The following is a 24,054-nucleotide window of genomic DNA, read 5'->3' on the forward strand; positions in this document are numbered from 1 at the left end:
GTTAAGCTATTAAATTATTGGAGATAACTCGTTACGAGAAGCCGTCGCCACGCGGCCGGGTCGTCATCGCGACCCGCGTCGCGCATTAAAAATATGGCGGGGGCACGGGGAATCGCCGCGTCGGATGGTGCGACGGCCGCACCGTGAGGCAATGGTGTCGAGCGCTGGATCGGAGGGGAATTGGCGTCGCGGCGGAGCTTTCCGCCGTCGACGCCAGCTTGCTGCTATTACCGCAACTTCTTCGGCCGTTCGACCGGATTACTGGCCCATCGCGCGGATCGACAGTGCGCTCTTCACCGACGTCACGCCTGCCACGCCTTGAGCGGCGTTGGTCGCGAGTTCGATCTGAGCCTGTTCCGGCACCGAGCCTTCCAGCGTGACGGCGCCGTCGCGTGCGCGCACGGTGATGTTGCCGACGGTCAGGCCCTTCGTACGCGCGAGCGCCGCGCGGACCTTCTTCTGCAGCGCGCGATTAGCCGCGCGAGTCTGCTTGGCGGTCGGTGCCGTTGCCGCCGGCGCTGCGGTCGCCGCCGCATCGCTGCTTTGCGCGTACGCGTTGAGGGAAGCGAGAACGACCAGCGCGCCGCCGATCATCTTGATTGCCGAGAATGCTTTCATTCAACTATCTCCTGTTGTCGTAGAACGTCGATCCCCGGATGGGGTCGATTTTTTTACACCAGCGGGTACAGCGGGATTCAATGCCAATGGAACAGGTACAGCAGTCTGCGAACGCTTTCAGCCGACACGCGGTTTCAGCGAGCCGCGAAGCGCGCGCCGAAACATGCAAACGGCCGTGTGACCGGCCGGATGCTCACAATACAACAATTGGTGCCATGTTGACTTCCGTGGCGCAGAAAATGAGGCTTCGGTACAACGAATTTGTCGATCGCAACCGGTCGATGACGTGGGAGTGGGGCGATTGCGCGCTTGTCGCGAGGCCATAGGTTTCAGCACCGATTTCAGCACCGACTCAAGGACACCCAGCGCATGCGAAACGAAGCTCTTCCGATCCAGCCGTTGCGCCGCGAGGATCTGCCGATCGATACCGTGGAACTGGCGCGCTTCATGGTCGGCAAATATCTCGTGCACGATCTGCCCGAAGGACGCCTGAGCGGACGCATCGTCGAGACCGAGGCGTATCCGCTCGGCGACTCGACGAGCCATGCGTTCATCGGACGTCGTGTGTACAACGGGTCGATGTTCCTCGCGCGCGGTCATGCATATGTGCGGCTGACCTACGGCGTGTCTTACATGCTCAACATGTCGTCCGAAGCGGAGGAGGTCGGCGCCGGCATCCTGCTGCGCGCGATCGAACCGCTCGAAGGACTCGCGCTGATGGAAGCGCGCCGTCCCGGCGTGCCGCTGCGCGATCTCGCGCGCGGACCCGGTCGGCTGACGGTGGCGTTCGGCATCGGCCAGGCGTTCGACGGGCGCGATTTGTGTACGGGGCGGGGGCTATGGATCGGCGTGATCGAGACTGGCGACGCACCGATCGGCGTGACGACGCGCATCGGCCTGTCGCGCGAGATGCACCGGCCGTTGCGATTTTTCGAGCCGGGCAGCGCGTTCGTCAGCGGCCCGCGCAAGCTACTGACGATTCCGCATTCGGGCGCATGACGTCGCAGCTACGCGCGTAGATCGATTCAGACGTTTCGGCGTGCGGGCGGGCGAATTCTTTCTTCGATCAGACGTATTTCGCAAATATCAGACGCAAAGGTGACGATCCGGGCAATTGTTACCCGGAAGATCATGCTAACGGAGGCGGTTCCACGATATTGCCCGACATCGTTGCGAACTGTGCAATTTTCTATCTCGTAATTAAGGGTTTTCCCTTGGCCGTGCGATGACTAGACTTAATTCATTCGCCGGACAGCAAGGTGTCGGCGATGCAGTTAAAACCACATTGGAGGGAAGTCATCATGAAATCGCTGATCAAGGCAGTTGCCATTGCAGCCGTTGTCGCCGCGCCGGTCGTATCGTTCGCGCAGTCGAGCCAGCAGCCGGTCACCCGCGCGGAAGTCCGTAGCGAACTGATCCAGCTGGAGCACGCGGGCTATAACCCATCGACTGCGAGCGACCCGAATTATCCGGCCGACGTCCAGGCCGCCGAGCAGCGCGTGCAAGCGCAAAATCCGGCCGTCGCGCAAACCCAGCGGACCGCTGACACCAGCGGTTACGGCGCGCCGATGAGCGGATCGACCCAGGCGGGCGGCATGAAGGAGCCGATGAGCGGCCCGAAGAGCGTCTATTTCGGTAACTAAGCAGGCAGCAGAATCTGTGTGCGCGTCGCTTGAACGCGCACACAGCGTTTCATACCCGGTACTGTTTCAAACGAGCGCGCCGCACTCATGCGCCTGCGAGCGTGTCAACCGCGCGCGTTGCGTTCCTCTTTCCAAAGGAACCTCCGCTGCCGTAAGGTAGCTTGGCCCAAGCCCTTCGAGGTTTGGGCCTTTTTTGCGTCTGGTCCCGCGCGGATGATGGATGCGGTGTCGCTCAGCGAAAGCCGTGCTGCCTGTCAGAGCCGTTCGCCGTGAATATAGAACTCGAGTTGCTGAATCGTGAACTGCTGTTCCGCGATGATGTCCTTCACGAGGTCGCCAATCGACACCATGCCGACCAGCCGCTCGTTGTCGATGACAGGCAGGTGACGCATGCGCCGCTCGGTCATCAGCGCCATGCAGTCTTCGGTCGTCTGGTCCGGACGAACGAAGCGCACCGCCTTGCTCATGATGTCGCGCACCGGCGTCGCCTTCGACGACCGGTCCATCAGCACGATCTTGCGCGCGTAGTCGCGCTCCGTGATGATGCCGGCGATGCTGTCGCCGTCCGTCACCACCAGCGCGCCGATGCTTTTCTCGGCCATCAACCGGATCGCCTCGTAGACAGAATCGTCGGCGCCGATCGTATAGACGTCGGAGGGGTTCGGTTTCGTTTTAAGAAGCTGTGCAACGCTTGTCATGGAGCGGCTCCGTTTCGCAGTGCAGCACGCCGAAGTGGCGCACGGTCGTGAGGGACAGGCGATACCAGTATAGGCGCGACGTGCGCCCGCGGTACACCGGGAATACCTCGGGCGCGCCGGACGATGCGCGCTGGATTGGCGCGGTTCGCGCGGGCTTGTTTCGGGTCTCGGGCTCGTGTTTCGCGTGATCCGCGTGTGCCAGGTGTGGCTTGTCGCGGGTCAGCGTCCCGTGCCCGCAAAGGGGCATCCACGTGCTGCATGCGGATTAGCGGTAAACTCGCAGTCCACACCTTATCCCCGGCTCGACCGGGTTCATGCCAGCACCATTGTTCAACGCCATGCTCACGTCTCAGGATCCATTGCCCGCAGCGGACGGCGCCGTCACCGGCGAATGCGTCGTGCTCGACGCCACCGCCACGCTGCCCACGCGCTACGGCACGTTCACTTCCTATGTGTTTCGCGTGGTCGACAGCGGCGCCGAACATCTCGCGCTCGTGATGGGCGATGTCGCCAACCAGTCGTCGGTGCTGACGCGCCTGCATTCGGAATGTCTGACGGGCGACGTGCTCGGCTCCTATCGCTGCGACTGCGGCGAGCAGCTCGATCTCGCGCTGCGCTATATCGCGGCGGAGGGTTGCGGCGTACTGCTGTATCTGCGCGGCCACGAAGGACGCGGCATCGGTCTGTCGAACAAGATCCGCGCGTATGCGTTGCAGGAGCAGGGGCGCGATACCGTCGAAGCCAACCTCGATCTCGGCCTGCCAGACGATTCACGCGAATACGATTCGGCCGCGGGCATCCTGCGCACGCTGAAGGTCACGTCGGTGCGGCTGATGAGTAACAATCCCGAAAAGTTCGACACGCTGTCGAAGCACGGCATTCCAGTGTGCGAGCGTGTCGCGTTGGCGATTCCAATGCGCGAGGAAAACGAGCGGTATATCCGCACGAAGCAGCTGAAGTTCGGGCATTACTTCGACGAGAACGAATAGCACGAAGCCAGGATGTGTCTGCGGTCTCCCAAGGAGAGCCAAAGTAGTCCGCAAGTGGTTGAAAATAAAACAGAAAGCACTCCTATTGGCGGCGCCAGTCGGCACATCGAAGCTTGTCTCCGTATGCCTAAACTTGCAACGTCGGCGTAGGTTTTTTCGGCGTTGCCAAGGAAACCTACGCCGGATATTCTTCCCTCAGAAAAACCTACGCCGAGGGAAGAATGCGCTTCGATGCACGTGCCGCAGCCACACTGCCGAGCGGCGATCACATGACCTTTGATGGATTTCCCGGACTGCGCTTGCAAGCGTCTACGAGCCGGAAATCGTGGACGTATCGCTACAAGTCACCGGTCGATAGCCGCATGCGGCAAGTGAAGCTCGGTGAATGGCCAGCAATGTCGTTTGCCGGAGCCATCGCCGCGTGGGAGAAGAGCCGCATCGAGAGAGACTCGGGCGCCGAGCTCTCCGCACTGCGTCGAATGACGGAAGCAGAGGCTACTCGTCCATCACCGAACAATTACACCGTCGAACAACTGTGCCGCGACTATCTGCGGGGGCATGTAGAAGTCAACCGGAAGACCAAAGGTGCAGTCGAGGTCGCACGTATCTTCAAAGCGATGTTAGGGCCTATCGCGGATAAGCCTGCGGCTACCATCACGCGCGCCGCGGCTTTCGATCTGCTCGAATCATACCGGTCGACTCCAGTGCTCGCAGCTCGCCTTCGCATGGAGCTTGGCGGTGCCTGGCACTACGCGCTCGATGCTGGTCGTCTTCCTGAAAACACCGCTAACTGGTGGAAGGAAGTTCTAAGAGGGCGACTGAAGAGCAAAGGGCGCAAGGTCGAGGGCCAATATACCGGGACACAAAAGAGGGTGCTCTCGGTAGAGGAACTGAGCACATTGATGCGATGGCTGCCGAATTTCAGCTTGACTGTCGCCGATGCATTGACGCTCTACCTGTGGACTGGCACAAGAGGGGGCGAGATTGTCGCTATGGAGAGCACCGAGATCGCCGACGAAAGCGATGGTCTTTGGTGGACGATTCCCAAACAAAAGACAAAGGGGCTTAATAACGAGAAAGCAACGGATCTGCGAGTGCCGCTCGTGGGCCGCGCCGAAGTAATTGTGCGGCGACGGCTCGATCAGGCAAAGGGGACGGTTCTGTTTCCTTCGGCGCGTGGGAAGACGATGGGCCAGACCGTAGTCCAGCACGGCGTCTACTATCATCAGCCGTACTGCAAAATCGCACCGAACCATGATCGCCCGCGACTACCCGTGACGCATTGGTCCGCCCACGATCTTCGACGCACGACCCGCACACTGCTTGCAACACTTGGTTGTCCGAACGAAATCGCCGAGGCCGTCCTCGGTCATGTCCAGCCTGGAATCATCGGTATCTATAACCGGCATACCTACGATAGAGAGCGGCGCGAGTGGCTCACGAAACTGTCGCATCGCTTGGAAGAGATCGCGGCGACATATCCTCCAAGGAAGTAACACGGTCTCTATGCCGGTCTTCGACGCAGGGCAAAATTGCACGCTGGTGGTTAGACGATGTTACGACTCGCGAGTAAATATGCGACGTCGCGGCGGGCGCTTCACCAGCTCGAGTCTTTCCCGCGGCCGCCGTGCACCTCTCGTGGATTCCGATCGAACAATTTCACGAACCGCTATCATCGGGTATGGGCTGGCGATCAGTCTGGAAATGCGGTGAACAGCGCGAGCCTTCGTTCTTCCAACGCAGCCCGACGAAAGTGAAGCGCCGTTGAACATCGAAATAAGAAGGATCAACGCCAGGAAACGAGCGTTAAGCAGTTTTCGACCTGGCGTCGTGTAGCGTATGGTATTTCCCGGTAGTCTCGGGAAGCGCCTCATTTGGCAATTGGGCGGGAAAATGGCATTTCTATTTCTCCGGTGCGTTTGCTACACCTAACGCCGCGTATTAAGTTTTGAAGTACACCAAGCGCAAAGATGAATCGCCGCACATCGTCAGTTCGGTCCTATTGACGGTAGTCAAGATCCAACGGAAACCGATGAAGGCTAAGCCGCCATGAAAATCTGTCTCTCTCTGAAAGAAGTGGCTCAGGCCCTCTCTCTGTCACCGTCGACCGTACAGCAACTGGTTCGCGAGAAAACGTTTCCAGAGCCACGGTTGCTATCGGGGCGGAGGATAGGGTGGCTCGCACGTGAGGTTCAGTACTGGGCTGACACACGCCCGGTCGCTAAGCTCCTGCCGCCAGAAAATTCAGGTGCTAAGAAGCGGCAGGTTGCTGGAAAATGTTGACGATATGCGTCGTAAATCGTGACACGTCCGGTTGCCGGCTGCCAAGCCAAGGGCGTGAGCGCAAATTCGTCGTTTGTTTTGTAGATGGCACTCGCCGGGGATGGGACAGATGGGGGTCGCCGATCTGCGCCGAAACGCTGCGCGGGCACGCAGGTCCGCCAACCTTGCGACGGGCAGGAATCACCCATGGCTCGTCGCCTCAGCCTCGCAAGCGCTTTCGAATGCTGCCGGGCGAACCTGAGAGCAGATAAGCATTGAAGCGTCTTTCGGGAGAGCGCAGGGGGCGGGACTCTCGCGGTTTCCCGCGAAAGCGTTGCATGGCACCCACCCACCCCGTGTCCGATCCGTGTCCAAAAATCGCTAACTTCGCATCGAACCTGAAGGAAAAGCGTCTCTTGGCCGGAACTGAGACGGCGGTGCGATCCAGGCGGTCGTCCTCACGATACTCTTGACGCGATGAACAGCGCCTCATCTGCCGACCAGTGTCGTGCCATCGCAGCATGGTTTGCTCGACCTCGAACTAGCCGAGCGCGTTCCGCTTATCCATGGCCGTCGTACGAGACCTTTGCCGCTGGGCTCAGGAGAGGACTCGAATGTGAAGTTCAAGTGTTTGATTTTGAATCAAAAAGATAGTTGATTTATGGCGTATATGCTGTCGAACGGATACGCTTCGCGACCGCCAGACCGAACTTCGTCGCCCAGCACCGCACCGTTTCGTACGTAAGCTCGATTCCCCGTGCCGCCAGCATCTCCTCAACCATGCGCAGGCTGAGCGGGAACCAGTAATACAGCCACACCGCGTAGCTGATGATGTCCGGCGGAAATCAATAGCCCTTGAACGAATCGGCGCCTCCGACGACAGCAAAACGGAAACGGAAGCTTTCTTCATGCCCCATTATATTCGTCGACCCCGGCGCCAACTTGACAATACCTGCGGCACTGTGTTTGAAGCGTCATCGAGCATGGGCGTCTCCCTCGGCTTGCTGAACGGTCAGGCCGCTTTGCGGCTTATCCCCGCCAGACGGCGCTGGCCCGGCGGAAACACGTGCCACGTGCCGTCGGCATGGCGAAAAAAAGAAAAGTGAAAACGTCCCGGTCGGCCGGTCGATCTGAATGCACACGCGGCAGGTGCCGCCCGAGCGGGTGCGCTCCAGCAGGCGCACGCGCGCCGCTTGGCCACGCGTCGAGCCAATCAGTTTTTCGACCTGAGAACGCAGCGATCTGTCGCCCGCCATGACTTTCCCCGCGATGCACGATGAATCGATGCTATGGCGATCGGTGTGCGCGACCAATCGGCTTTGGCGGAATGTCATATCAGGAAGCGCTGATTTCGGCCGTCAGGATTTCCTGAACCGCGAGCAGCATGAAGAATGGCATACAAGGGTTTTCACGGCGTTGTCACATTACCGATTACCCGGCGAATTATGGGCAGGTGAGTCAATCACTCAGAAGACTGCAGAGGGATTCTGGGCAGTCTCGGTGAATTCGCGCCATGCGACAAACCGCGCGGCGAGCTGCTTGCAATAAAGCGAAGCGCGAAGCAAATGACGCTTGAGCGCAAAGTGTTGCCGGATTGGCCCGAAGCACGAGAGGAAGACCTGCGTGCGTTCGGATAGCCGGAACCCTCTCATGCGTCGCTCGCGTTCACGCGTCGGCTGATGGCCGTTCTCTGCACGGTTGTTGACGCGGGCAGCCGCCTTGACGAACACATGCTTTACGTTCGCGAGTTCCGGGATTTCGGCCTTTGCCGCGGGGTAACTGCGCAGTTGGTCGGTGACGATTTTCTTCGGCACCTTATGACAGGCCGCCAGTACACGTTTGAAGAAGCGTTTGGCCGCCGCCTTGTCGCGGCGCTTTTGCCGGAGGATGTCGAGTTCGATGCCGTGCCGGTCGACCGCGCGCCACAGCACATAAGGCTCGCCGCGCAATGTCACGAACATCTCGTCAAGATGCCAGGTGCCGCCCGGCTGGCGCCGCGCAGCCTTGACGCGATGCGCGAAGCCGGCACCGAACTTATCGGCCCACCTGCGGATCGATTCATGGCTGACGACCACGCCACGCTCGAACAGCAACTCCTCGGTGTCGCGCAGGCTGAGCTGGAAGCGAAAATACCACCGAACGGCGTGGCTGATGATTGACGCCGGGAACCTGTGACCGTAATAGAGCGATATCGTCTTTTTCATCACGACATCTTAGTCGACCGGCCCCGCGAACGTGACAACGCCCTCATGCCTGTTCGCCGGTTTTCAAATAGGGTTCTCCCGGCCGGCTCATATCGTGCCCGCCCGATACGTTTCGGGCAACAAGGCCGTTTGCAAAGACGCAGTCTGTTCCTGGTATTGCTTTCGACACGACAGCGGCAGCCGACTTGAGGACAGTGAAATGACTACGCCAACAGGCCCACCTGCAAGTAGGCATCCAGTCTCTGTGCGCATCGAAAAAAGATCAAAGCCCGCTCTTGACTCTCGGGGGAAGTCCTTGCAAACAGTATCCGTCGATTTCCGGTCAGTGGCACTAAGAAGAGTACTGATTTAACAAGGCGGGCAGAATCATGTAAATGGTGGCTGACTATAAGGTCTCCGCAGCAGTTTACAACGTCTGTTCTAACCCATTGTGCGTGAACAATTCTTCATGCGATTGTTTTGCGGCTGCAATCCATCATACGAAGATTCGCTGTACTGTAGCAACTTACGCGATGGGTCGCGTAGCCGGAGCTATCACCATGAACCAATACTTTTCTACGACTGTGCTCGCCGCTTTGCTGCGTACCAGTTCCACACTGCTGTTTGCTGAAGCAATCGCGAACGCCCTACCACTAACAAGATGGAACCCGTTGAGGTTCTGACCCAGCCGGAGCGGCGCCGACGCCGCTCGGTTGAAGAGAAACTGGCGATTGTGCGTGAAACGTTCGAACCCGGAGCCACCGTTTCTGGCGTAGCGCGTCGTCATCAGGTAAATGCGAACCAGGTGTTTGCGTGGCGCAAGCTCTATCGGGACGGCAGCCTGACCGCAGTGAGTGCACGTGAGCAGGTGGTGCCGGCAACGGACTTCGCCGAAGCCATGAAGCGGATTCGTGAACTGCAGCGACTGCTGGGCCAAAAGACAATGGAAGTGGAAATCCTCCGCGAAGCAGCGGAGTGTGGTCGGCCAAAAAATTGCGCGCCCACCATTGCGGCCGGGGGGTAGGCGACGACCGATGAAGCCGGTCTGTGAAGTCCTAGGTGTGTCGCGCTCGAATCTCGCACGCCGCCGATCAATTCCACGAACTGGGAACATAGGTACTACTTCGCATAGCGATCACTCAGAGTCCAGCGTCACTTAGACCGGACTATGGGTCCGATACTCCTTTTGACCGAACCATTTCGAAACGCGTCCGCTGACATGCGCGCCGATTGGCGGCAACGCAGATGGCGCCTGACCAGTACGCTATGCCATGAAGCGCGAACGCCTGACACACTCGCAGCGCAGAGAAAAGACTCAAGAGTTCCTGTTCGAGGCTGCACGGAGGATGTTCATTGAAAAGGGACTGGCCGCAACAAGCGTGGAGGAAATCGCTGAAGCGGCTGGCTATACGCGCGGCGCGTTCTATTCAAATTTCGGCGGAAAACTCGAACTGCTGATCGAGCTACTGCGCCGCGATGACGATAGGGCGCTAGCGAATCTTCAGCAGATCATGAAGGAGCGTGGCACGCCCGAGGAAATGAAGGAGCGCGCCGTCGCGCACTACAGCCGTTCTTTTCTTGAGAACGATTGCTTTCCGCTGTGGGTCGAGGCCAAATTACTGGCGTTCCGAGACACCGCGCTTCAGCAGCGCATCAATGCCTTCCGGCAAGAAAAGCTCGAACAGATTAGCGCGTACATCCGTAGGATTTCGGAGTGCGATGGCGCCCCGATGGCGCGCCACACCGATGCTCTCGCGCTTGGATTGATGAGCCTGTGCGATGGTGTGCAGCTTTTTAGAATGTGCGATCCGCAATTGATGAGCGACAAGATGGTGCAAACAGTGCTTACCGGATTTTTTTCATGTGGATTGTGGGCATCGCCGCACGAAATACCTTTGGCCGATCATCTGGCGGGCATGCCCGACTGAGTCGAGGGACGTTGGACAGCCACCCCGTGGCGTATTGGATCCGCGGGCGTTGTCAGATTAAAGTGTTCGCGTCGCAGTAGTGCGATGAACGGAGCTTTTCTCAATGAAACTTGCGTCCGGTGTTCGAAAGAAGCCGGCACATCTCCGCAAGGGCGCCGCTCGAACGCCACGTCTCGAACCGGTGCCGGCACGTCGGCGCCGACGGATAGTGGCTCGGGAGCATAGACCAGGATTTGCCGGTCGTCAGTACCCACAGCACGGCATTGGCCACGACGCGAACCTGTGCGCGCGGCCGGCCACGCTGCCGTTGAGGAATGGGGGTGTCCGCCAGGACGGGCGCGATCAGCAGCCACTCTTCGTCACTGATTTCGTTGAAATGCACGCTGTCCTCCACATACCCATTGCATTGCGCGGGCCAGGGTATCTTCGCTCGCGCTACCAGCCGCTCATCACCCACGTTGACGGGGACGACGGAGCAAGCAATTCCTCGACACAATCCGATAGCTCGCAGCTTTCCTGAAACGAGGCATCGTTGGAATCGTGCAGATGTTGCCGTCTGAGGTCGCGTAATGCGGTTCCAAGACGCCGGAGAGTCTCGGGATCGCTGTTCATCAGCGGCCAGGCTCTTAATAGATACGTCAGCGGCACGACGCTTCTCGTTTCGCACCACAAATTGAAGAGGTGTAAGCACATTGCATTGATATGCTCGATCGAATCTTCTCTCTGAGACAAATGGGGAACCATGGCAACACTCAGATAAAGGACGATCGACGTGCATTCATCGTATGCGACCAGTTTTCGTGTTGCTGTCAGGAGATCAGGAAAATAAGGGGGATCCATGCTGAATTTCCGGTAAGGGAATCCTTATGGGGTAGTCGCACTCTTCGTAGTATTGTCGACTTGTTGAAGGGCGCGCAGGCGAAAGCACTTAACATAAGGATCACTAATTTATGCGGCAGTGCGATCCAGCCATGTAGCTGCGGTAGCCGACTACGACGCCGATCATTTCAAGGGTTATGAAGCGCCCCGGGAATCCCGGAGACTGTTTTGCTTGAGTCATGCCGCGATGGCGCCATCGTCGCCTCCGATGGTCCATTGCCAAGCGTCGTCGATATCAAGGCCATTCAAGGCACGGTCTTTCACGAAGTCTGGTCGACGGCAGGCAGCCCGGCCTGCGTGGACAACGGGCCGGACCCGACCGCCGGACCCTTGATGCTGCCGCCGCCGGAACAAGGCACGCGTTTTCGCTTTGTCGACATTCCGCCGGATACGCAGGAGTTTCTCGCGCAAGGCGCGTCGAAAATGCAAGCGGCGTTCAGCGAAACGGGCGATGCCAATGTGTCGACGGTGCAGAGCGATTCTCCGCATCCGCTGATGCATCGCACGGAGTCGATCGACTACGGCGTGGTGATTGATGGCGAAATGACGTTGATTCTCGACGAAGGCGAAGTGGCGCTCGCGTCTGGCAGCGTCGTGATCCAGCGCGGGACCAATCACGCGTGGGCCAACCGCTCGAACCGGGTCTGCCGGATGTTGTTCGTGCTGATCGACGGCACCTATAACAGCGCCATTGCGGCGGCGCTCAACACGTCGATGGAGACCGAAACACGATGAAACTGGCCACTTTGCGCGGTCATCGCGACGGCACGCTGCTCGTCATCTCGCGCGACCTTTGTCATGCCGTGAAGGCAGCGGGAATTGCCGACACGATGCTCGATGCCATCGAGCACTGGACGGACGTCGCGCCTCGCTTGCAAACGCGTTACGAAGAACTCAATGACGGCCATGCCGCCGATGCTTTTGCGTTCGATCCAGCCGCCTGCTCTGCGCCGTTGCCACGCAGTCCGCAATGGTGCGACGGTTCCGCGTTTCTCAATCACGGCCGTTTGATGGAGCGTGCATTCAACACGCCGCCGATTCCCGAATTCGATACCGTGCCAGTCATGTACCAGGGCGCGAGCGACGACTTCCTGGGTCCGACCGAAGACGTGCGGCTGCCGGATGAGCGCGACGGCATCGACTTCGAAGGCGAGTTCGGCGTGGTTGTCGACGGCGTGCCGATGGGTGTGTCGGCGACTGACGCAATGAAGCATATTCGTCTCGTCGTGCAGATCAACGACTGGAGCCTGCGCGGGTTTGGACCGCGCGAAATGAAAAGCGGCTTCGGGTTTCTGCAAGCCAAGCCTTCGACCAGCTTCGCGCCCGTCGCGCTCACGCCCGACGAACTGGGTAATCAGTGGCGCGATGGCCGCGTGCATCTGCGCTTGCACGTCGAGTGGAACGGGCAGTGGTTCGGGCACCCGTGCGGAAGCGAGATGAACTTTGGATTTGGCGAACTGATCGCACACGCGGCGCGTACGCGCAAGTTGTCGGCGGGGACGATCATCGGCTCGGGCACGGTATCCAACGTTGACCGCGCGGCGGGGTCAGCATGCATCGCGGAGCGCCGCGTGATCGAGATCGTCGATGAGGGGCAGGCGAGGACGGCCTTCATGCGCTTCGGCGACCGGGTCAACATGACAGCGCGCGACGAAGACGGCGGTGCGCCCTTCGGCACGATCGATCAGCGCGTGATGCGGGCGGCGATGGCCGGCAAAGGCGAGGCGCAACAATGAGAGTCCTCGTAACGGGGGCCAACGGTTTTGTCGGTCGCGCGCTGGTTCAGCGGCTATTGAGTGAAGGCGTCGCCTGCGCCGGCGACGTGTCGCAACTTCTGCTGGTCGATCAGGCGTTCTACAACGCTCCCGAACACGCTCGGGTCAGCCTTCTCGCCGGCGATTTCGGTGCGCCGCGCACGCTTGATTCGCTGCTGTCGGAACCTGTCGATATCGTCTTTCATCTGGCAAGCGTGCCCGGGGCCCAGGCCGAAGCCGACCACGCTCTCGGCGACCGCGTCAATCTGTGTGCGACGCTCGCGCTGTTCGAGCGGCTCGCGCAACAGGCGCAAGCGCATTCGCGGGTGCCGCGGGTCGTATTCGCGAGCAGTGTGGCCGTGTACGGCGCGCCGCTCCCGCCGCTGATGGACGAACACACTCTGCCCAAGCCGACGACCAGTTACGGCGTGCACAAGCTGGTCGGCGAACAGCTTCTGTCGGACTGGACGCGCCGCGGCAAGCTCGATGGCCGTTCGCTGCGCCTGCCCGGAATTGTCGCGCGGCCGGGTCTGTCGGCGGGGCATGGCTCCGCTTTCATGAGCGCGATCTTTCGCGCGGCGCAACTCGGCCAGCGTTACACGTGTCCGGTTTCGCCGTCGGCGAGCGCATGGTGGATGTCGCGTCCGTGTTGCGTCGACAATCTGTTGCATGCGGCGCGCCTGTCAGCCGACGGACTGCATGCCCAACGTGTGTGGACACCTCCCGTGCTGCACCTTGAAGTGAAGAGGATCTCGTCGACGCGCTCGCGGTTCGCTTCGGCTCGGCCCGCGTCGACTATTCTCCCGACGACCGGATCGAGCGCCTGTTTGGCCGTCAGCCGCCACTGATGGACCGGCGCGCAGTCGAGGCCGGTTTCCAGCACGACGGCACCGTCGATTCCCTGATCGCTCGCGCGCTAAGCGACGATTGAAACGCAACGCTGTGGGCGGACACAAAACGTCGTTTCACGGCGGCCGGTTCTGCCGACACGTTCGCGGTGTCACCGCCGAGTTCCATAAACCTGGGTGAATACACGGAGCTCGCAGCGACGATCGGCAGGTTGGTGCCGCTGCCGCATCGTGCGCATGCCATGGCACCGTGGCGAACTGACTAACACTCGGTCGATTCGGCAGCCCGATTGAGAGAGGGCTTTGCTGCGACGGACGCCACTTGACGCTCCACTTCTGCCTCGTCCTTGAATGTCGCTGGGCTGAGTCGTCGACGGTCGATGACGAGGTCAAAGACGTCAAACTGGTTGTAATAGCCGACGATGTCATGAAACTGTTTTGGCTCCGCACACTGTTCAAGTTTGAAGGTCGCGTAGCCGATTCCCTCTTCTTTTTGCAGTGTGTCGCCAATCGCAGCTCCGGTCGGGTAGAGGAACTGAGTCGCCGTTGGAAAGCAACGCGTCGAGCGTCGTCTTGTCCATGAACCCTGCGTTCAAGATGCCGAAAGCCTCCCTCGAGCGAATGACTCCCTGCGAGAGGTTCGATTCGCCGCAAGATTGTCGAAATTCGCCCTAGGGAAACACTGATTTATCAGGCTTGGCCGTCATCGCTGAGGTGTCCGAGTGCGTTGTAGAAGGAAGCTCACGGAACGGACCCATAGTGATGAAGCGGCAGATCAGCTTTGCAGAAGCGGAAAGTGCGGGCAAGAAGCGGGTGACCAGGCGTCAGCGCTTCCTGACAGAGATGGAGAGGGTCGTCCCATGGCCGCGGTTGCTGTCGGCGATCGAGCCGTACTACCCGAAGGGTGAGCGTGGCCGTCCGCCGATTGGTCTGGAGCGGATGCTTCGAATCTACTTTCTGCAGCAGTGGTACGGCCTGTCGGACGAAGGTCTGGAAGACGCGATGTACGACAGCATCGCGATGCGAGCCTTCGCCGGCATCGATCTGGCGGTCGAGGACGTTCCGGACGCGACCACGCTGTTGAAGTTCCGGCGCCTGCTGGTCGAATATGACCTGACGCGGAAGCTGTTCGACGAGATCGGCATTTCGCTGTGCGAACGCGGATTGATGATGAAGGAAGGCACGCTGGTCGACGCGACGATCATCGAAGCGCCGTCGTCGACCAAGAACGCCGGGAAGAGTCGCGATCCGGAAATGCATCAAACGAAGAAAGGTAACGAGTGGCACTTCGGCATGAAGGCGCACATCGGCGTCGATGCCGATTCGGGACTGGTTCACAGCGTGGTCGGCACGTCCGCCAACGTGTCGGATGTCTCGCAAGCCTATGCGCTGCTGCACGGGCATGAAGAGGAAGCGTTCGGCGACGCGGGCTACATCGGCGTAGACAAACGCGACGAAATGAAGGGCAAGTCGGTGAAGTGGCGCGTGGCGGCCAAGCGCGGAAAGATCAAGGCGATGCAGGACGGTCCGCTGAAGGACCTGGTGGTTGCGGTCGAGCGAACCAAGGCGCAGATTCGCGCACGGGTCGAGCATCCGTTTCATATCGTCAAGAACCTGTTCCGTCATCGCAAGGTGCGCTACAAGGGACTGGCCAAGAACACGGCGCAACTGTTCAGTCTGTTCGCCCTGGCGAACCTGGTGATCGCGCGAAACCGGTTGCGGTCGGTTCATGGGAGCAGTCCGTCATGCGTGTGAAAAATGCGAGAAATGAGGCGCATCCTCAGGTCAAAACTCACCAGAATTGCCAACGCTTCATTTCGGCATCCGGAAATTCCGAACCAGCGCCGCCGACAACCTCGCGGGATGGCCTATTAATCAGCGATTCCCTAGAATTCGGCGGACGGGTCGGCCAAATGGCCGGCCATGCCGAGATATGAATCTGTGCGCCCTGTGCAGCAAGGGCGTACCGGGCGAGCGGGTTCGTGTTCTCACCGCAGATCCATTACCCAGTAAGGCTCGAACACCGTTGCTGCGTAGGAGTGCGTTGCATCCAGCGGTTCGATCCGCCCTCCGCAGCCGGACCTTCATGTGTACATCATGTCAGTCGCGTACCCGGTCTCATGGAAAAACAGGAAGGTGCACGGTGATCGCGCAGCCGTTTCCCGGTGAACTGACAACAACGATCCGGCCACCCAGCATCAGGACGCGCTCCTCCATTCCCGCCAGTCCGAACGATCTTTTTCTGGTCGCCAGAGGATCGAATCCTTGACCGTCGTCCCGTACTTCCAGCAGACAGGAATCCGGCGTTCGCTCGAGCGTGATGATTACCTGGCTGGCCGCAGCGTGACGGGCAACATTGGTCAGCGCCTCCTGGACTACGCGAAACAGCACGATGGCGCGGTCCTCGCTCAGTACAAGGTTTTCGTCCCGCACGCGGAGGAGACACACCGTGCGCGGGTTGCGGTTGAATTCTGCAGCGAGCCACTCGAGCGCAGCCCCAATGCCTGCGTCCAGTGCTGCAGGGCGTAGCGACGCGATGACACCCCGGACAACCCGCATGGTGTTGTCCACCAGCGCCGTCAGTGCCTGGGCCTGTTCGGCCAGCGCTGGGACGTCCTTGCCAAACTGCAGGGCTAACATCGACGCCCTCATGCGAAGCGCGGTAAGGTGTTGTCCCAGTTCGTCGTGCATTTCCCGTGCAATGTGCTTACGCTCTTCCTCCCGAGCCGTCTCCCGACGGGAGGTGAGCTCTCGCAGCATCTCGTAGGACTCACGCAAGCGGTGCTCTGCCTCCTTGCGTTCCGTCAGATCGAGCACGAACGCGACACCCTCGTTTCCGCCCTCCTCGAACGTGGCGACGCCGATCAGCACGGGCACGCGGCTGCCGTCTTTGCGGAAGTACTCCTTTTCGAAGGGTTCCAGACGCCCAGTCACTTTCTGCTGTGGTATCCATTGACTCAGGTCACGGGCGAGCCATTCCGGTGGCGTGAGGTCCATCCAGCGTAGCCGGCCCGCCATGAGGTCATCGCGGTCGTAACCCACGATGCGCAGAAACGCGTCGTTGGCCTCGAGAATGTGACCCTCGAGATCCCATATGAAAATACCAATGATATTGGCGTCGACCAGGCGCCGGATCTTGGCTTCGCGGTGTTCGAGGCCGCGGTACAAACGGGTATTCTCGAGTGAGGTCGCCGCCTGCGAAGCAAGGAGCCGGAGCACCACAACCCGGGCCGGCGCGAAGACGCGCGTGGTCAGATTGTTTTCGAGGTACAGCGCGCCGATGAGCGTGGCCTGATTGATCAAGGGCAGGCAGAGAACAGAACGCGCCCTCCGCTGGCGGAGGTAGGGGTCCCCCGCAAACGATGGCTCGAGTGCGGCATCGTCAAAAACGAGGCTCTCCCGGGTGCGCAGGACGTGGAAGAGGACTGACTCTGGCAACAACGCGGTGCTCACTGGAACGTCGCACAGTTCCACATGAGTCGAGTCGAGGCGGGTCGTAGCTTCTGCGGCAACGTGCTGTTCACCGCCGCACAGCAAAATTAGCAGCCCACGCTCAGCTCCGGCCTGTTCAATCGCTGTTCGCATCAGCGTTTTAATCAGCTTCTCAAGCACGATCTCGCCCGACACAGCCTGCGATACCTTGATCATGGTGGCGAGGTCGAGGTGTTCGACCGGCGCCGAGATTGTGCTCGTCGGGGTGGGCGCGGACTCTTCCGTCCTAAGGTACGGATACTCCTCGTCTAGTTGCCGGACCTTCCCGTCGGCTCCCCAACGCAGGTAGCCGTAGCGGGCGTCCTGCAAATACACTCGGGCAATTTTCTCAAGACCGTGCGCCGCGTAGAAGCGGGACGCGAGTTCATTGGCAAGCGCCTCATGGTGGACAAAATCGTTTGCCTGCGCCGAGTGGATGGCCTGCTCGTAGAGCCGCATCGCGTCACCATCGCGCCCTTCGAGGCGGGCGATCTCGGCACCGACCAGTGCGGCGCGGTTCTCGAAATTCTCCGGACCATTCTCCGCCCACAGTTGAAGTTGCCTGTGATGCGCGACCACGGCGTCCAGGTGCTGCTGCCGCTCGCCCGCTGCTGCGCAGTCGCACCATGCGGCTCGCGCCAGTGCGCCGTAAAAGTGATATTCGGCCTCCTCAAAGAGTGAGGATGAGGTCCAGAGCAGCCGTTGCGCCTTCGATGCGGCGTCTAAAGCCGTCGCATAGTCGCCGGCGATATAGCGTGCCTGCACTTTCCGGATCCAGTACCAACATGCAGCGATCGCCAGAACCGGGTTGCTGGACAGATGGCATTCGGTGCGAAGTTCATTGAACTGCCCGTCGTCAAAGCAACCGAATTTCGGCGTCAAGCCGCGCAGCGTGCGGATCAGCGAGAGTTGCGTGGTGATGATGTCAATGACAAGGCCGAACCGCGCCTTCTCCGCGAACGCAAGGCTATGTTCGGCTTCGCCTTGCACGTCAGGCAGCGGCTCGCCGGCGAAAAGCAGGTCCGAGTTGAGGCTGCTGCACGTGTATGCCCCATGCGTGAGGTCTCCGATCCGGTTAGCCGCGTCGAACGCGCGGCGCATCAGATCACGGCAAGCCCGCACGTGTTTTGTCCAGAACACGACAAAAAGCGCGAAGCAAAAATAGGTGCTCGCCTCGAAGCGGTTCAACTCGCGTTGTTCGACCAGTTCGTAGCCGAGCTGGCCGAATCGAAATCCGGCCTGATAGTCGCCAAAACGCGGTCCGGCAATCCTGCTGAGCTGGACATAGGCGAAACACGATGCATCGCAGTTGCCACGCTCAAGGCAGAGACTGACCGCCTTGCAGACCGTCAGCGAAGCCAGGTTCGCATCCGTAAACAAGGCTGGCGGCAAGACCCTAACCAGGACAGTGACGGTCGCGAGGGATGCCGGGTCTTCCATCGGCGGCAAATCGATGAGTTCCCCGATTGTCCGGCCCGCAAGCCGTGACCCGATGCGCTCGTATTCGCGTCGTACCTCATCGTCTTGCGGATGGGGGGCCCACTCGATACCGACGTGCCGGAGGTAGTCGAGACAAACAGCGACCGCGCGGCCGCTTTGATCGAGGGTCGTGCAGACATCCATGTGCAGGCACGCGACGCTGGCCTTTTCGACCGTTGTCATGGCGCGATTGGACAGCGCCGCCAATCGCGCCTCTGCGACCAATAACTGGCCGGTCAAAAATTCGCATTCGGCCCGGTTCAGCTCCAGCGCAAAGATCAGTTCGCGCCGGCGCGCCCAGCCATCTTCCGCCAACAGCGCCGCACCGGCATTGAGATAGGTGAGCGCCGCGGTGTAGGCGGTAGACCCCTTGGCGCGCTGGCCGGCGAGCAGGTTGAGCTCGGCGAGGTGCTCACGTTCTTGTTCAGTATTCAGCGCGGTGCCGCGGTTGAGCTGACCCACGATCTCGAAGATCGACGCGTCCCGTTTCTCGGCAGGCGTGTGCGTCAGCAGCAGCCTTCCGATTCGAAGATGGACCTCAGCGCGGGACGCTTCCCGGATCAGCGAATAGGCGGCTTCCTGAACCCGGTCGTGAACAAACCGGTAGGAGCCGTCCGACCGCTCAACCAATCCCTGACGAAGCGCCTCCCACAGGACCGCGTGGACCTGATCCTCCGAGGTTCCCAGAACGATCGAAAGCATCCCGATCGCGGCAACGTTGCCGAGGCAGGCGAACTGCTGCAACGCCTGCTGCGTGTCGGCCGGCAGGCGAGTCAGCTTGCCGACCATCAGGTCGATGACATTCTCCGTGTAACCCTTGGCATGGATGCGATGGAGATCCCAGCACCAGCACGCCTCCTCATGATCGAAGGTGAGTAAGTCCTCGTCAGCGAGCGCATACAGAAACTGAATCACGAAGAACGGATTGCCGGCGGTCTTCTCCTGCACCAGTCGCGCGAGCGGCGCGGCGCGCTCCGGCTCGCAGTGAAGCGCATCGCCCGTCAACCGTTCGATGTCCTCCTCGGCGAGCGGCGCAAGCGTGATCTCCTCGATCTTGGCGCCGGCGTTCTTGATCGATTCAAGCTTGCGCATCAGCGGATGGCTGGCATCGACCTCATTCTCGCGGTAAGCGCCGATCAACATCAGGTGTTGCACATTCGACTGGGTCAGCAGATCATCCAGAAGGTCGAGCGTCGCTGCGTCGAGCCACTGCAGATCATCGAGAAACAGCGCCAGCGGATGGTCCGGTCGGGCAAAGACGCTCATGAATCGGCGGAACGCGAGCCGGAAACGGCTTTGCGCCTGCTGCGGCTCAAGTTGCGGGACCGGTGGCGGCTCACCGATGATGAGTTTCAGTTCTGGGAGGAGGTCGGTCATGAGCCGTGCATTCGGGTCCAGCGCCTCCAGGAACGCGCCGCGCCAGCTCGCCAGCTCGGCGTCGCTCTTGCCAAGCAGCGGTCGCACGAGACCCTGAAAAGCCTGCACCAGGGTCGAATAGGGAATGTCGCGCTTGTACTGGTCGAACTTGCCGGAGGCGAACAGCCCCCGCGACGGCACCAACACCTTGTGCAGCTCATTGACAACCGAGGATTTGCCGATGCCGGAATAGCCGGAGACGAGCACCAATTCGGGCGCGCCGCCCGTCACCACGCGGTCGAAGGCCGCAAGCAGACTGTCGACCTCGCGTGCCCTCCCATACAACTTCTCCGAGACCAGCAGCCGGTCGGGCGTGTCGTGTTCGGCCAGTTGGAAGTCATCGATGCGGCACTGAGGCTGCGATTCGGCCATGCAGCGCCGAAGATCATGCTCCACACCGGCGGCAGTCTGGTAGCGCTCGTCGGCGGTCTTGGCGAGCAGCTTCATGACGAGCTGGGAGAGGGCAGCGGGGACGGTATCCAACCGCGCGCTGGGCGGCACCGGCTTTCGGGCGATGTGGCAGTGCACCCATTCCATCGGATCAGCGGCCGTAAATGGCAGCTCGCCGGTGAGCATCTGATAGAGCGTAATGCCGAGCGAATAGAGGTCGCTACGCGAATCGATTGAGCGATTCATCCGACCAGTCTGCTCGGGCGCCATATAGGCGAGCGTACCGGCAATGGTGTCAGGCGCCTCGGGTGCCTGTCGCTCACGCAGGAGCCGCGAAGCGATGCCGAAGCCGGTGAGCCGCGCCTGACCGTCCACGCAGTTCGCGAGGATATGGGCGGGCTTGAGGTCCTTATGGACGAGGCCACGCTGGTGCAACTTGCCGAGCGCTGCAGCGATGCCGACCGCGAGGCGCAAAACACTTTCCACCGGCATGGGCGCGCCGAGCAGCCGCGCGAGTGGCTCACCGCCCGGATCCTCAAGCACCAGCAGCATCCGGCCGCCTTCGCGCACCAGCTCCAGCGGACGCACGGCCCACGCGCCGTCGAGTTCGTCCTTCAGCCCGAATTCGTGAGCGAGGCGATCGAGGCTGGCGGGTGGCGGATGCTCGGCGGCGGGCCGCGCAACCAGTACGCTGTGGCCGCCGCCATGGCCCGGATGCCACCCTCGACACAGGATGCGCTCGCCATCCTCCCAAAGAATCTGAAGGCTATTACTCATCGGCACCCATACCGTCAGTGGGGTTCGTCACCGCACTCCGCTTTCACTCTGCTGCCGCTCAAGAAGGGAACACCGCTACTCGGCTGCGGCTAAAAGGGAAGGGCGTGCTTGAAAACACAGGTTACAAGGCCGCATCACGTCAGAGACGTACAGAAACCGATACCCGGTCAGCATACACTTCGGCGGTCTTAACGCCATAGGGAAAGGTCGGGGTATGGTCAGGGAGACTTCGGTCAGCGATCACTGAGACCATCCGAAGCAACTGCGGGCACCAGCCGCTCCTTGTTACCTTTGCCTATCACTTCGAGCCACCAGCGATCCTTGCCGTTTTCGTCGCCCCGACGGAAAAACCGGCCCATCGTATTCGTGCCGACCTCCGTGATACGCAAGCCACCCAGATAGAGCAGGGTGAAAAGCCAGCGCACACGTGCGTCATGTTCACGCTCGCGATCGGTCTGCGTGGACATGCCCTGAATGTAGGTTTTGACTTCGAGCCACAGTTCGGGCGACAGATACCGGACGATGCGCGGCCTGGCCCGGCGTGCGCGCTGGCGCGATAGCGACAGGGGATTGCCGGCCAGATAGCCCGCCTGCACGAGCCACGCAAACATGACGTTGAGGATCACCATGGCCTGTCGCTGGCTCGATTCCGACAGGGCGCCATAGAACGGTCGCCAGCGCGGATCGCTGCGTGGATGCTTGCGTCCGCCGTCAGCGGTCCACCGTGCCACGGGTTGCGGATCGGCGAGAAAGTGCTGATAGACAAGCAGGTCCTCGTGCGTGAGCGAGGAAGAGCGGTTTCGCCATCTGCGGGATAGACCACAGCAGCAACCGTTCGGCTTCCTTGCGGTAGTTGTCGAACGTCGTCTTCGTCTCGACGAAACGGGCAAGCCACGCGCGGACTGCGTCGAGATCGGTCGCCGCGGCGACCTGCATGTGGCCGGTTGCGCGGTTCGTGCCGTGGCGGCCATCGAGACCGGCGGGCAGTTCGACCGAATCAATTGGATGCAGGGCGGGCACAAGTGCAGCAACATCGTGAAGCGCGTTTTGCGCGCCACCAGCGTGCCGATGGCAGACTTGTCCAACCCTAGAATCAGGTCGTGGATTCTGTATTCCGACATCTGGAGCTTTTTCGACTCCGTTAACCGGCAATGGTTGATCCGTTTTCGTGAAGCATCGGGTGGCAGACCTGCGAGTTATTCGCCTGACCGGTAAATGGCTCGATGCAGGTGTGCTGGACGACGGCAGATTGACTTCCGTACAGGCTGGTACACCCCAGGGTTCGGTGATTTCACCATTGCTCACCAATATCTACCTGCACTACGTATTCGATTTGTGGATAGAACGTTGGCGGCGCCAGAGGGCACGCGGCACAGTCATTGTGTCGCGTTACGCTGACGATACGGTGGTGGGCTTCCAGTACGAGACCGATGGGTCTGCTGATGAAGCACCTGCACTCCCAGAGCGCGTGCTGTGTTTCGTCTACGGCGGCGATTGGGAGTTGTTGCTCGAGCTGGTTGAGGAATTGTCCCCGGCTGGTTGGCGTTTCAAGTCAGGGGACTGCTCGATTTCGCGCGGATGGAAGACTATTGCCGTATACACGGTGGGCGACATCATGCGTTTTCCGACGCGAGGGCCAACCGCTATGCGATGGGAGATGCCGACCCTGCGCGTTACAATTGAATTGATCCCTGATAGCGACAAAGCGTAAGCGGCCACGCGTGCTACTCACACATCCACAGGTATGGATGGGACATCTCGATGCCTGAGCTTCACATTACGACAGCAATGGTTGGGGCCTCGGCACGCTTTGGGTATCCACACGAAAAATCCAAAAAACGCTAGCGCTTCCTTTCCCCTTGAATCGAACGTCCTATTGCCTCCGCATGACACAAGGTAGCCCCGCGGCGCCAAAAACTTCGGCTCTTGTTCGCACGCTAACGCTTATTCGGACCACGAAGCTTCTGCAGATTAGCTAGTCCGAAATTTTACAGATCTGACGCGTACTCCCGCCAGCCGTCCGTATAAAGTCATACTGGCCAGATGTTCGCGATACTTTGCGCCGACCCAAAACGATGAAGCACGGCCTCGCCCCGATGGGAATACGCAAACCGTGCGTGCACCTCCGTCAGAATACGAAGTCAATTGCCAAAGTGAGTATCGCAGGAGTCGACGGTACCGGTGCAGACCGGCTTGACGGCATGTTTCAGCGTCGCCGACGACGCGCTTGAACCGGATTCCGACGTGCCGCCCACCGCACTGGCGACGAGGCTAGCCGCTTGGCTCGCTGCGACCTTGCTTTCGGCGGTCTGAATGTCGGCGCGGTAATTCCAATCGTTACCGCCGACGCTGTACCCGGCACTTTCTAGTCGCACGAGGTCCGCGCTTACCTCGGCACGGGTTACCGGGCCGTTGGTGGTTGTGTCGCGCTAAGGACGCGGGAGTAAAATTCAGGCGGACATTTTCCTGAAGTGAAGCGTGATATGAAGAATGCGACTGCGAGGAAAGCCCTGCCTGCCGGCGTAGCGAATGTACTCAAACGCCTGCACTATCCGCTGGACGTGATCCTGCTGTGTGTGCGGTGGTATGTGGCCTACTCGCTGAGCTTGCGAAATCTCGAGGAATGAAATGAACGCGTCCCACCCCGTGACCGAGTGAGCAAATCAAGGTGGATCCTCACCGGCCAACGGCATCGATGTACGCACGTGGAAAATAGGAA

16 protein-coding genes and 8 pseudogenes are annotated in these 24,054 nt (G+C 60.3%); 13 read left to right on the forward strand and 11 right to left on the reverse strand.

The genetic code is table 11. The features are described from left to right. Positions 1–258 precede the first annotated feature (258 nt). Complete coding sequence (locus tag OKW45_RS05490) at positions 259–618, reverse strand: BON domain-containing protein (protein ID WP_429466458.1); 360 nt, start codon at positions 616–618, stop codon at positions 259–261. A gap of 369 nt (positions 619–987) precedes the next feature. Here OKW45_RS05490 and OKW45_RS05495 point away from each other — a divergent pair, with 369 nt between their 5' ends. Continuing rightward, entirely contained in the window at positions 988–1,617 is a 630-nt protein-coding gene (locus tag OKW45_RS05495) for a DNA-3-methyladenine glycosylase (RefSeq protein WP_429466460.1), read from the forward strand. Between the two features lie 302 nt (positions 1,618–1,919). Continuing rightward, entirely contained in the window at positions 1,920–2,261 is a 342-nt protein-coding gene (locus OKW45_RS05500; protein WP_429466462.1) for a DUF4148 domain-containing protein, read from the forward strand. Between the two features lie 254 nt (positions 2,262–2,515). Here the strand turns inward: OKW45_RS05500 and OKW45_RS05505 are convergent, their stop codons facing one another. Then, the gene (locus OKW45_RS05505) at positions 2,516–2,959 is read right to left on the reverse strand and encodes a CBS domain-containing protein (RefSeq protein WP_018420894.1); all 444 of its coding nucleotides are present in this window, start codon (positions 2,957–2,959) and stop codon (positions 2,516–2,518) included. A gap of 338 nt (positions 2,960–3,297) precedes the next feature. Here OKW45_RS05505 and ribA point away from each other — a divergent pair, with 338 nt between their 5' ends. The 3 genes from ribA to OKW45_RS05520 all read left to right on the forward strand — a co-directional run bounded on the left by ribA (position 3,298) and on the right by OKW45_RS05520 (position 6,231). Further along, entirely contained in the window at positions 3,298–3,948 is a 651-nt protein-coding gene (ribA, locus tag OKW45_RS05510; protein ID WP_018420895.1) for a GTP cyclohydrolase II, read from the forward strand. 221 nt (positions 3,949–4,169) lie between these two features. Next, positions 4,170–5,444, forward strand: a complete 1,275-nt coding sequence (locus tag OKW45_RS05515; protein ID WP_429466464.1) for a tyrosine-type recombinase/integrase — start codon at positions 4,170–4,172, stop codon at positions 5,442–5,444. Positions 5,445–5,997: 553 nt separating this feature from the next. Then, entirely contained in the window at positions 5,998–6,231 is a 234-nt protein-coding gene (locus tag OKW45_RS05520; protein ID WP_429466466.1) for a helix-turn-helix transcriptional regulator, read from the forward strand. A gap of 659 nt (positions 6,232–6,890) precedes the next feature. Here OKW45_RS05520 and OKW45_RS05525 read toward each other — a convergent pair. The 3 genes and pseudogenes from OKW45_RS05525 to OKW45_RS05535 all read right to left on the reverse strand — a co-directional run. Then, positions 6,891–7,120 (reverse strand): annotated as a pseudogene (locus OKW45_RS05525) (IS6 family transposase); the annotation flags it as partial. Between the two features lie 102 nt (positions 7,121–7,222). After that, a pseudogene (locus OKW45_RS05530) lies at positions 7,223–7,466 on the reverse strand (hypothetical protein). 210 nt (positions 7,467–7,676) lie between these two features. Then, the gene (locus OKW45_RS05535; RefSeq protein ID WP_018420919.1) at positions 7,677–8,414 is read right to left on the reverse strand and encodes an IS6 family transposase; all 738 of its coding nucleotides are present in this window, start codon (positions 8,412–8,414) and stop codon (positions 7,677–7,679) included. A 640-nt stretch (positions 8,415–9,054) separates the two neighbouring features. Here OKW45_RS05535 and OKW45_RS05540 point away from each other — a divergent pair. Further along, positions 9,055–9,487, forward strand: a pseudogene (locus tag OKW45_RS05540) (transposase); the annotation flags it as partial. A gap of 177 nt (positions 9,488–9,664) precedes the next feature. Beyond that, on the forward strand, positions 9,665–10,321 hold the full coding sequence (locus OKW45_RS05545) for a TetR/AcrR family transcriptional regulator (RefSeq protein WP_429466468.1): 657 nt from the start codon (positions 9,665–9,667) through the stop codon (positions 10,319–10,321). Between the two features lie 100 nt (positions 10,322–10,421). Here OKW45_RS05545 and OKW45_RS05550 read toward each other — a convergent pair whose 3' ends face one another. Then, positions 10,422–10,703, reverse strand: a complete 282-nt coding sequence (locus OKW45_RS05550) for a transposase (RefSeq protein WP_162633971.1) — start codon at positions 10,701–10,703, stop codon at positions 10,422–10,424. 53 nt (positions 10,704–10,756) lie between these two features. Continuing rightward, positions 10,757–11,161: a hypothetical protein gene (locus OKW45_RS05555; protein WP_429466470.1), complete on the reverse strand. Its 405-nt coding sequence runs from the start codon at positions 11,159–11,161 to the stop codon at positions 10,757–10,759. 207 nt (positions 11,162–11,368) lie between these two features. Here OKW45_RS05555 and OKW45_RS05560 point away from each other — a divergent pair, with 207 nt between their 5' ends. The 4 genes and pseudogenes from OKW45_RS05560 (at position 11,369) to OKW45_RS05575 (ending at position 15,557) form a co-directional block, all read left to right on the forward strand. Continuing rightward, positions 11,369–11,935 (forward strand): cupin domain-containing protein, encoded by a 567-nt coding sequence (locus OKW45_RS05560; RefSeq protein ID WP_429466472.1) that lies wholly within the window; start codon positions 11,369–11,371, stop codon positions 11,933–11,935. After that, entirely contained in the window at positions 11,932–12,936 is a 1,005-nt protein-coding gene (locus tag OKW45_RS05565) for a fumarylacetoacetate hydrolase family protein (RefSeq protein WP_429466474.1), read from the forward strand. Before OKW45_RS05560 ends, OKW45_RS05565 begins: the two co-directional genes overlap by 4 nt. Beyond that, positions 12,933–13,885: pseudogene (locus OKW45_RS05570) on the forward strand (NAD-dependent epimerase/dehydratase family protein). The gene OKW45_RS05565 and the pseudogene OKW45_RS05570 overlap by 4 nt, the downstream one beginning before the upstream one ends. Positions 13,886–14,564: 679 nt before the next feature. Next, positions 14,565–15,557, forward strand: a complete 993-nt coding sequence (locus tag OKW45_RS05575) for an IS5 family transposase (RefSeq protein WP_018422560.1) — start codon at positions 14,565–14,567, stop codon at positions 15,555–15,557. 132 nt (positions 15,558–15,689) lie between these two features. Here the strand turns inward: OKW45_RS05575 and OKW45_RS05580 are convergent. The 3 genes and pseudogenes from OKW45_RS05580 to OKW45_RS05590 all read right to left on the reverse strand — a co-directional run. After that, a pseudogene (locus OKW45_RS05580) lies at positions 15,690–15,801 on the reverse strand (carbon-nitrogen hydrolase family protein); the annotation flags it as partial. Positions 15,802–15,920: 119 nt separating this feature from the next. Then, on the reverse strand, positions 15,921–21,335 hold the full coding sequence (locus OKW45_RS05585; RefSeq protein WP_429466476.1) for an AAA family ATPase: 5,415 nt from the start codon (positions 21,333–21,335) through the stop codon (positions 15,921–15,923). A gap of 263 nt (positions 21,336–21,598) precedes the next feature. Next, positions 21,599–22,355, reverse strand: a pseudogene (locus tag OKW45_RS05590) (site-specific integrase); the annotation flags it as partial. A gap of 160 nt (positions 22,356–22,515) precedes the next feature. Here OKW45_RS05590 and OKW45_RS39625 point away from each other — a divergent pair. Then, positions 22,516–23,046 (forward strand): reverse transcriptase domain-containing protein, encoded by a 531-nt coding sequence (locus tag OKW45_RS39625; RefSeq protein ID WP_503129147.1) that lies wholly within the window; start codon positions 22,516–22,518, stop codon positions 23,044–23,046. A 430-nt stretch (positions 23,047–23,476) separates the two neighbouring features. Here the strand turns inward: OKW45_RS39625 and OKW45_RS05600 are convergent. Continuing rightward, positions 23,477–23,740: pseudogene (locus OKW45_RS05600) on the reverse strand (DUF4148 domain-containing protein); the annotation flags it as partial. Positions 23,741–23,818: 78 nt separating this feature from the next. Here OKW45_RS05600 and OKW45_RS05605 point away from each other — a divergent pair. Next, a pseudogene (locus tag OKW45_RS05605) lies at positions 23,819–23,959 on the forward strand (IS6 family transposase); the annotation flags it as partial. Between the last annotated feature and the right edge of the window lie 95 nt (positions 23,960–24,054).

This window comes from Paraburkholderia lebeckiae, from assembly GCF_050436225.1.
GTDB lineage: Bacteria > Pseudomonadota > Gammaproteobacteria > Burkholderiales > Burkholderiaceae > Paraburkholderia > Paraburkholderia tuberum.

Bases quoted from the DNA above. Each gene is read 5' to 3' on its own strand.
- OKW45_RS05490 (WP_429466458.1), bottom strand. From the start codon at position 618: ATGAAAGCATTCTCGGCAATCAAGATGATCGGCGGCGCGCTGGTCGTT.
- OKW45_RS05495 (WP_429466460.1), top strand. From the start codon at position 988: ATGCGAAACGAAGCTCTTCCGATCCAGCCGTTGCGCCGCGAGGATCTG.
- OKW45_RS05500 (WP_429466462.1), top strand. From the start codon at position 1,920: ATGAAATCGCTGATCAAGGCAGTTGCCATTGCAGCCGTTGTCGCCGCG.
- OKW45_RS05505 (WP_018420894.1), bottom strand. From the start codon at position 2,959: ATGACAAGCGTTGCACAGCTTCTTAAAACGAAACCGAACCCCTCCGAC.
- ribA (WP_018420895.1), top strand. From the start codon at position 3,298: ATGCTCACGTCTCAGGATCCATTGCCCGCAGCGGACGGCGCCGTCACC.
- OKW45_RS05515 (WP_429466464.1), top strand. From the start codon at position 4,170: ATGCGCTTCGATGCACGTGCCGCAGCCACACTGCCGAGCGGCGATCAC.
- OKW45_RS05520 (WP_429466466.1), top strand. From the start codon at position 5,998: ATGAAAATCTGTCTCTCTCTGAAAGAAGTGGCTCAGGCCCTCTCTCTG.
- OKW45_RS05535 (WP_018420919.1), bottom strand. From the start codon at position 8,414: ATGAAAAAGACGATATCGCTCTATTACGGTCACAGGTTCCCGGCGTCA.
- OKW45_RS05545 (WP_429466468.1), top strand. From the start codon at position 9,665: ATGAAGCGCGAACGCCTGACACACTCGCAGCGCAGAGAAAAGACTCAA.
- OKW45_RS05555 (WP_429466470.1), bottom strand. From the start codon at position 11,161: ATGGATCCCCCTTATTTTCCTGATCTCCTGACAGCAACACGAAAACTG.
- OKW45_RS05565 (WP_429466474.1), top strand. From the start codon at position 11,932: ATGAAACTGGCCACTTTGCGCGGTCATCGCGACGGCACGCTGCTCGTC.
- OKW45_RS05575 (WP_018422560.1), top strand. From the start codon at position 14,565: ATGAAGCGGCAGATCAGCTTTGCAGAAGCGGAAAGTGCGGGCAAGAAG.
- OKW45_RS05585 (WP_429466476.1), bottom strand. From the start codon at position 21,335: ATGAGTAATAGCCTTCAGATTCTTTGGGAGGATGGCGAGCGCATCCTG.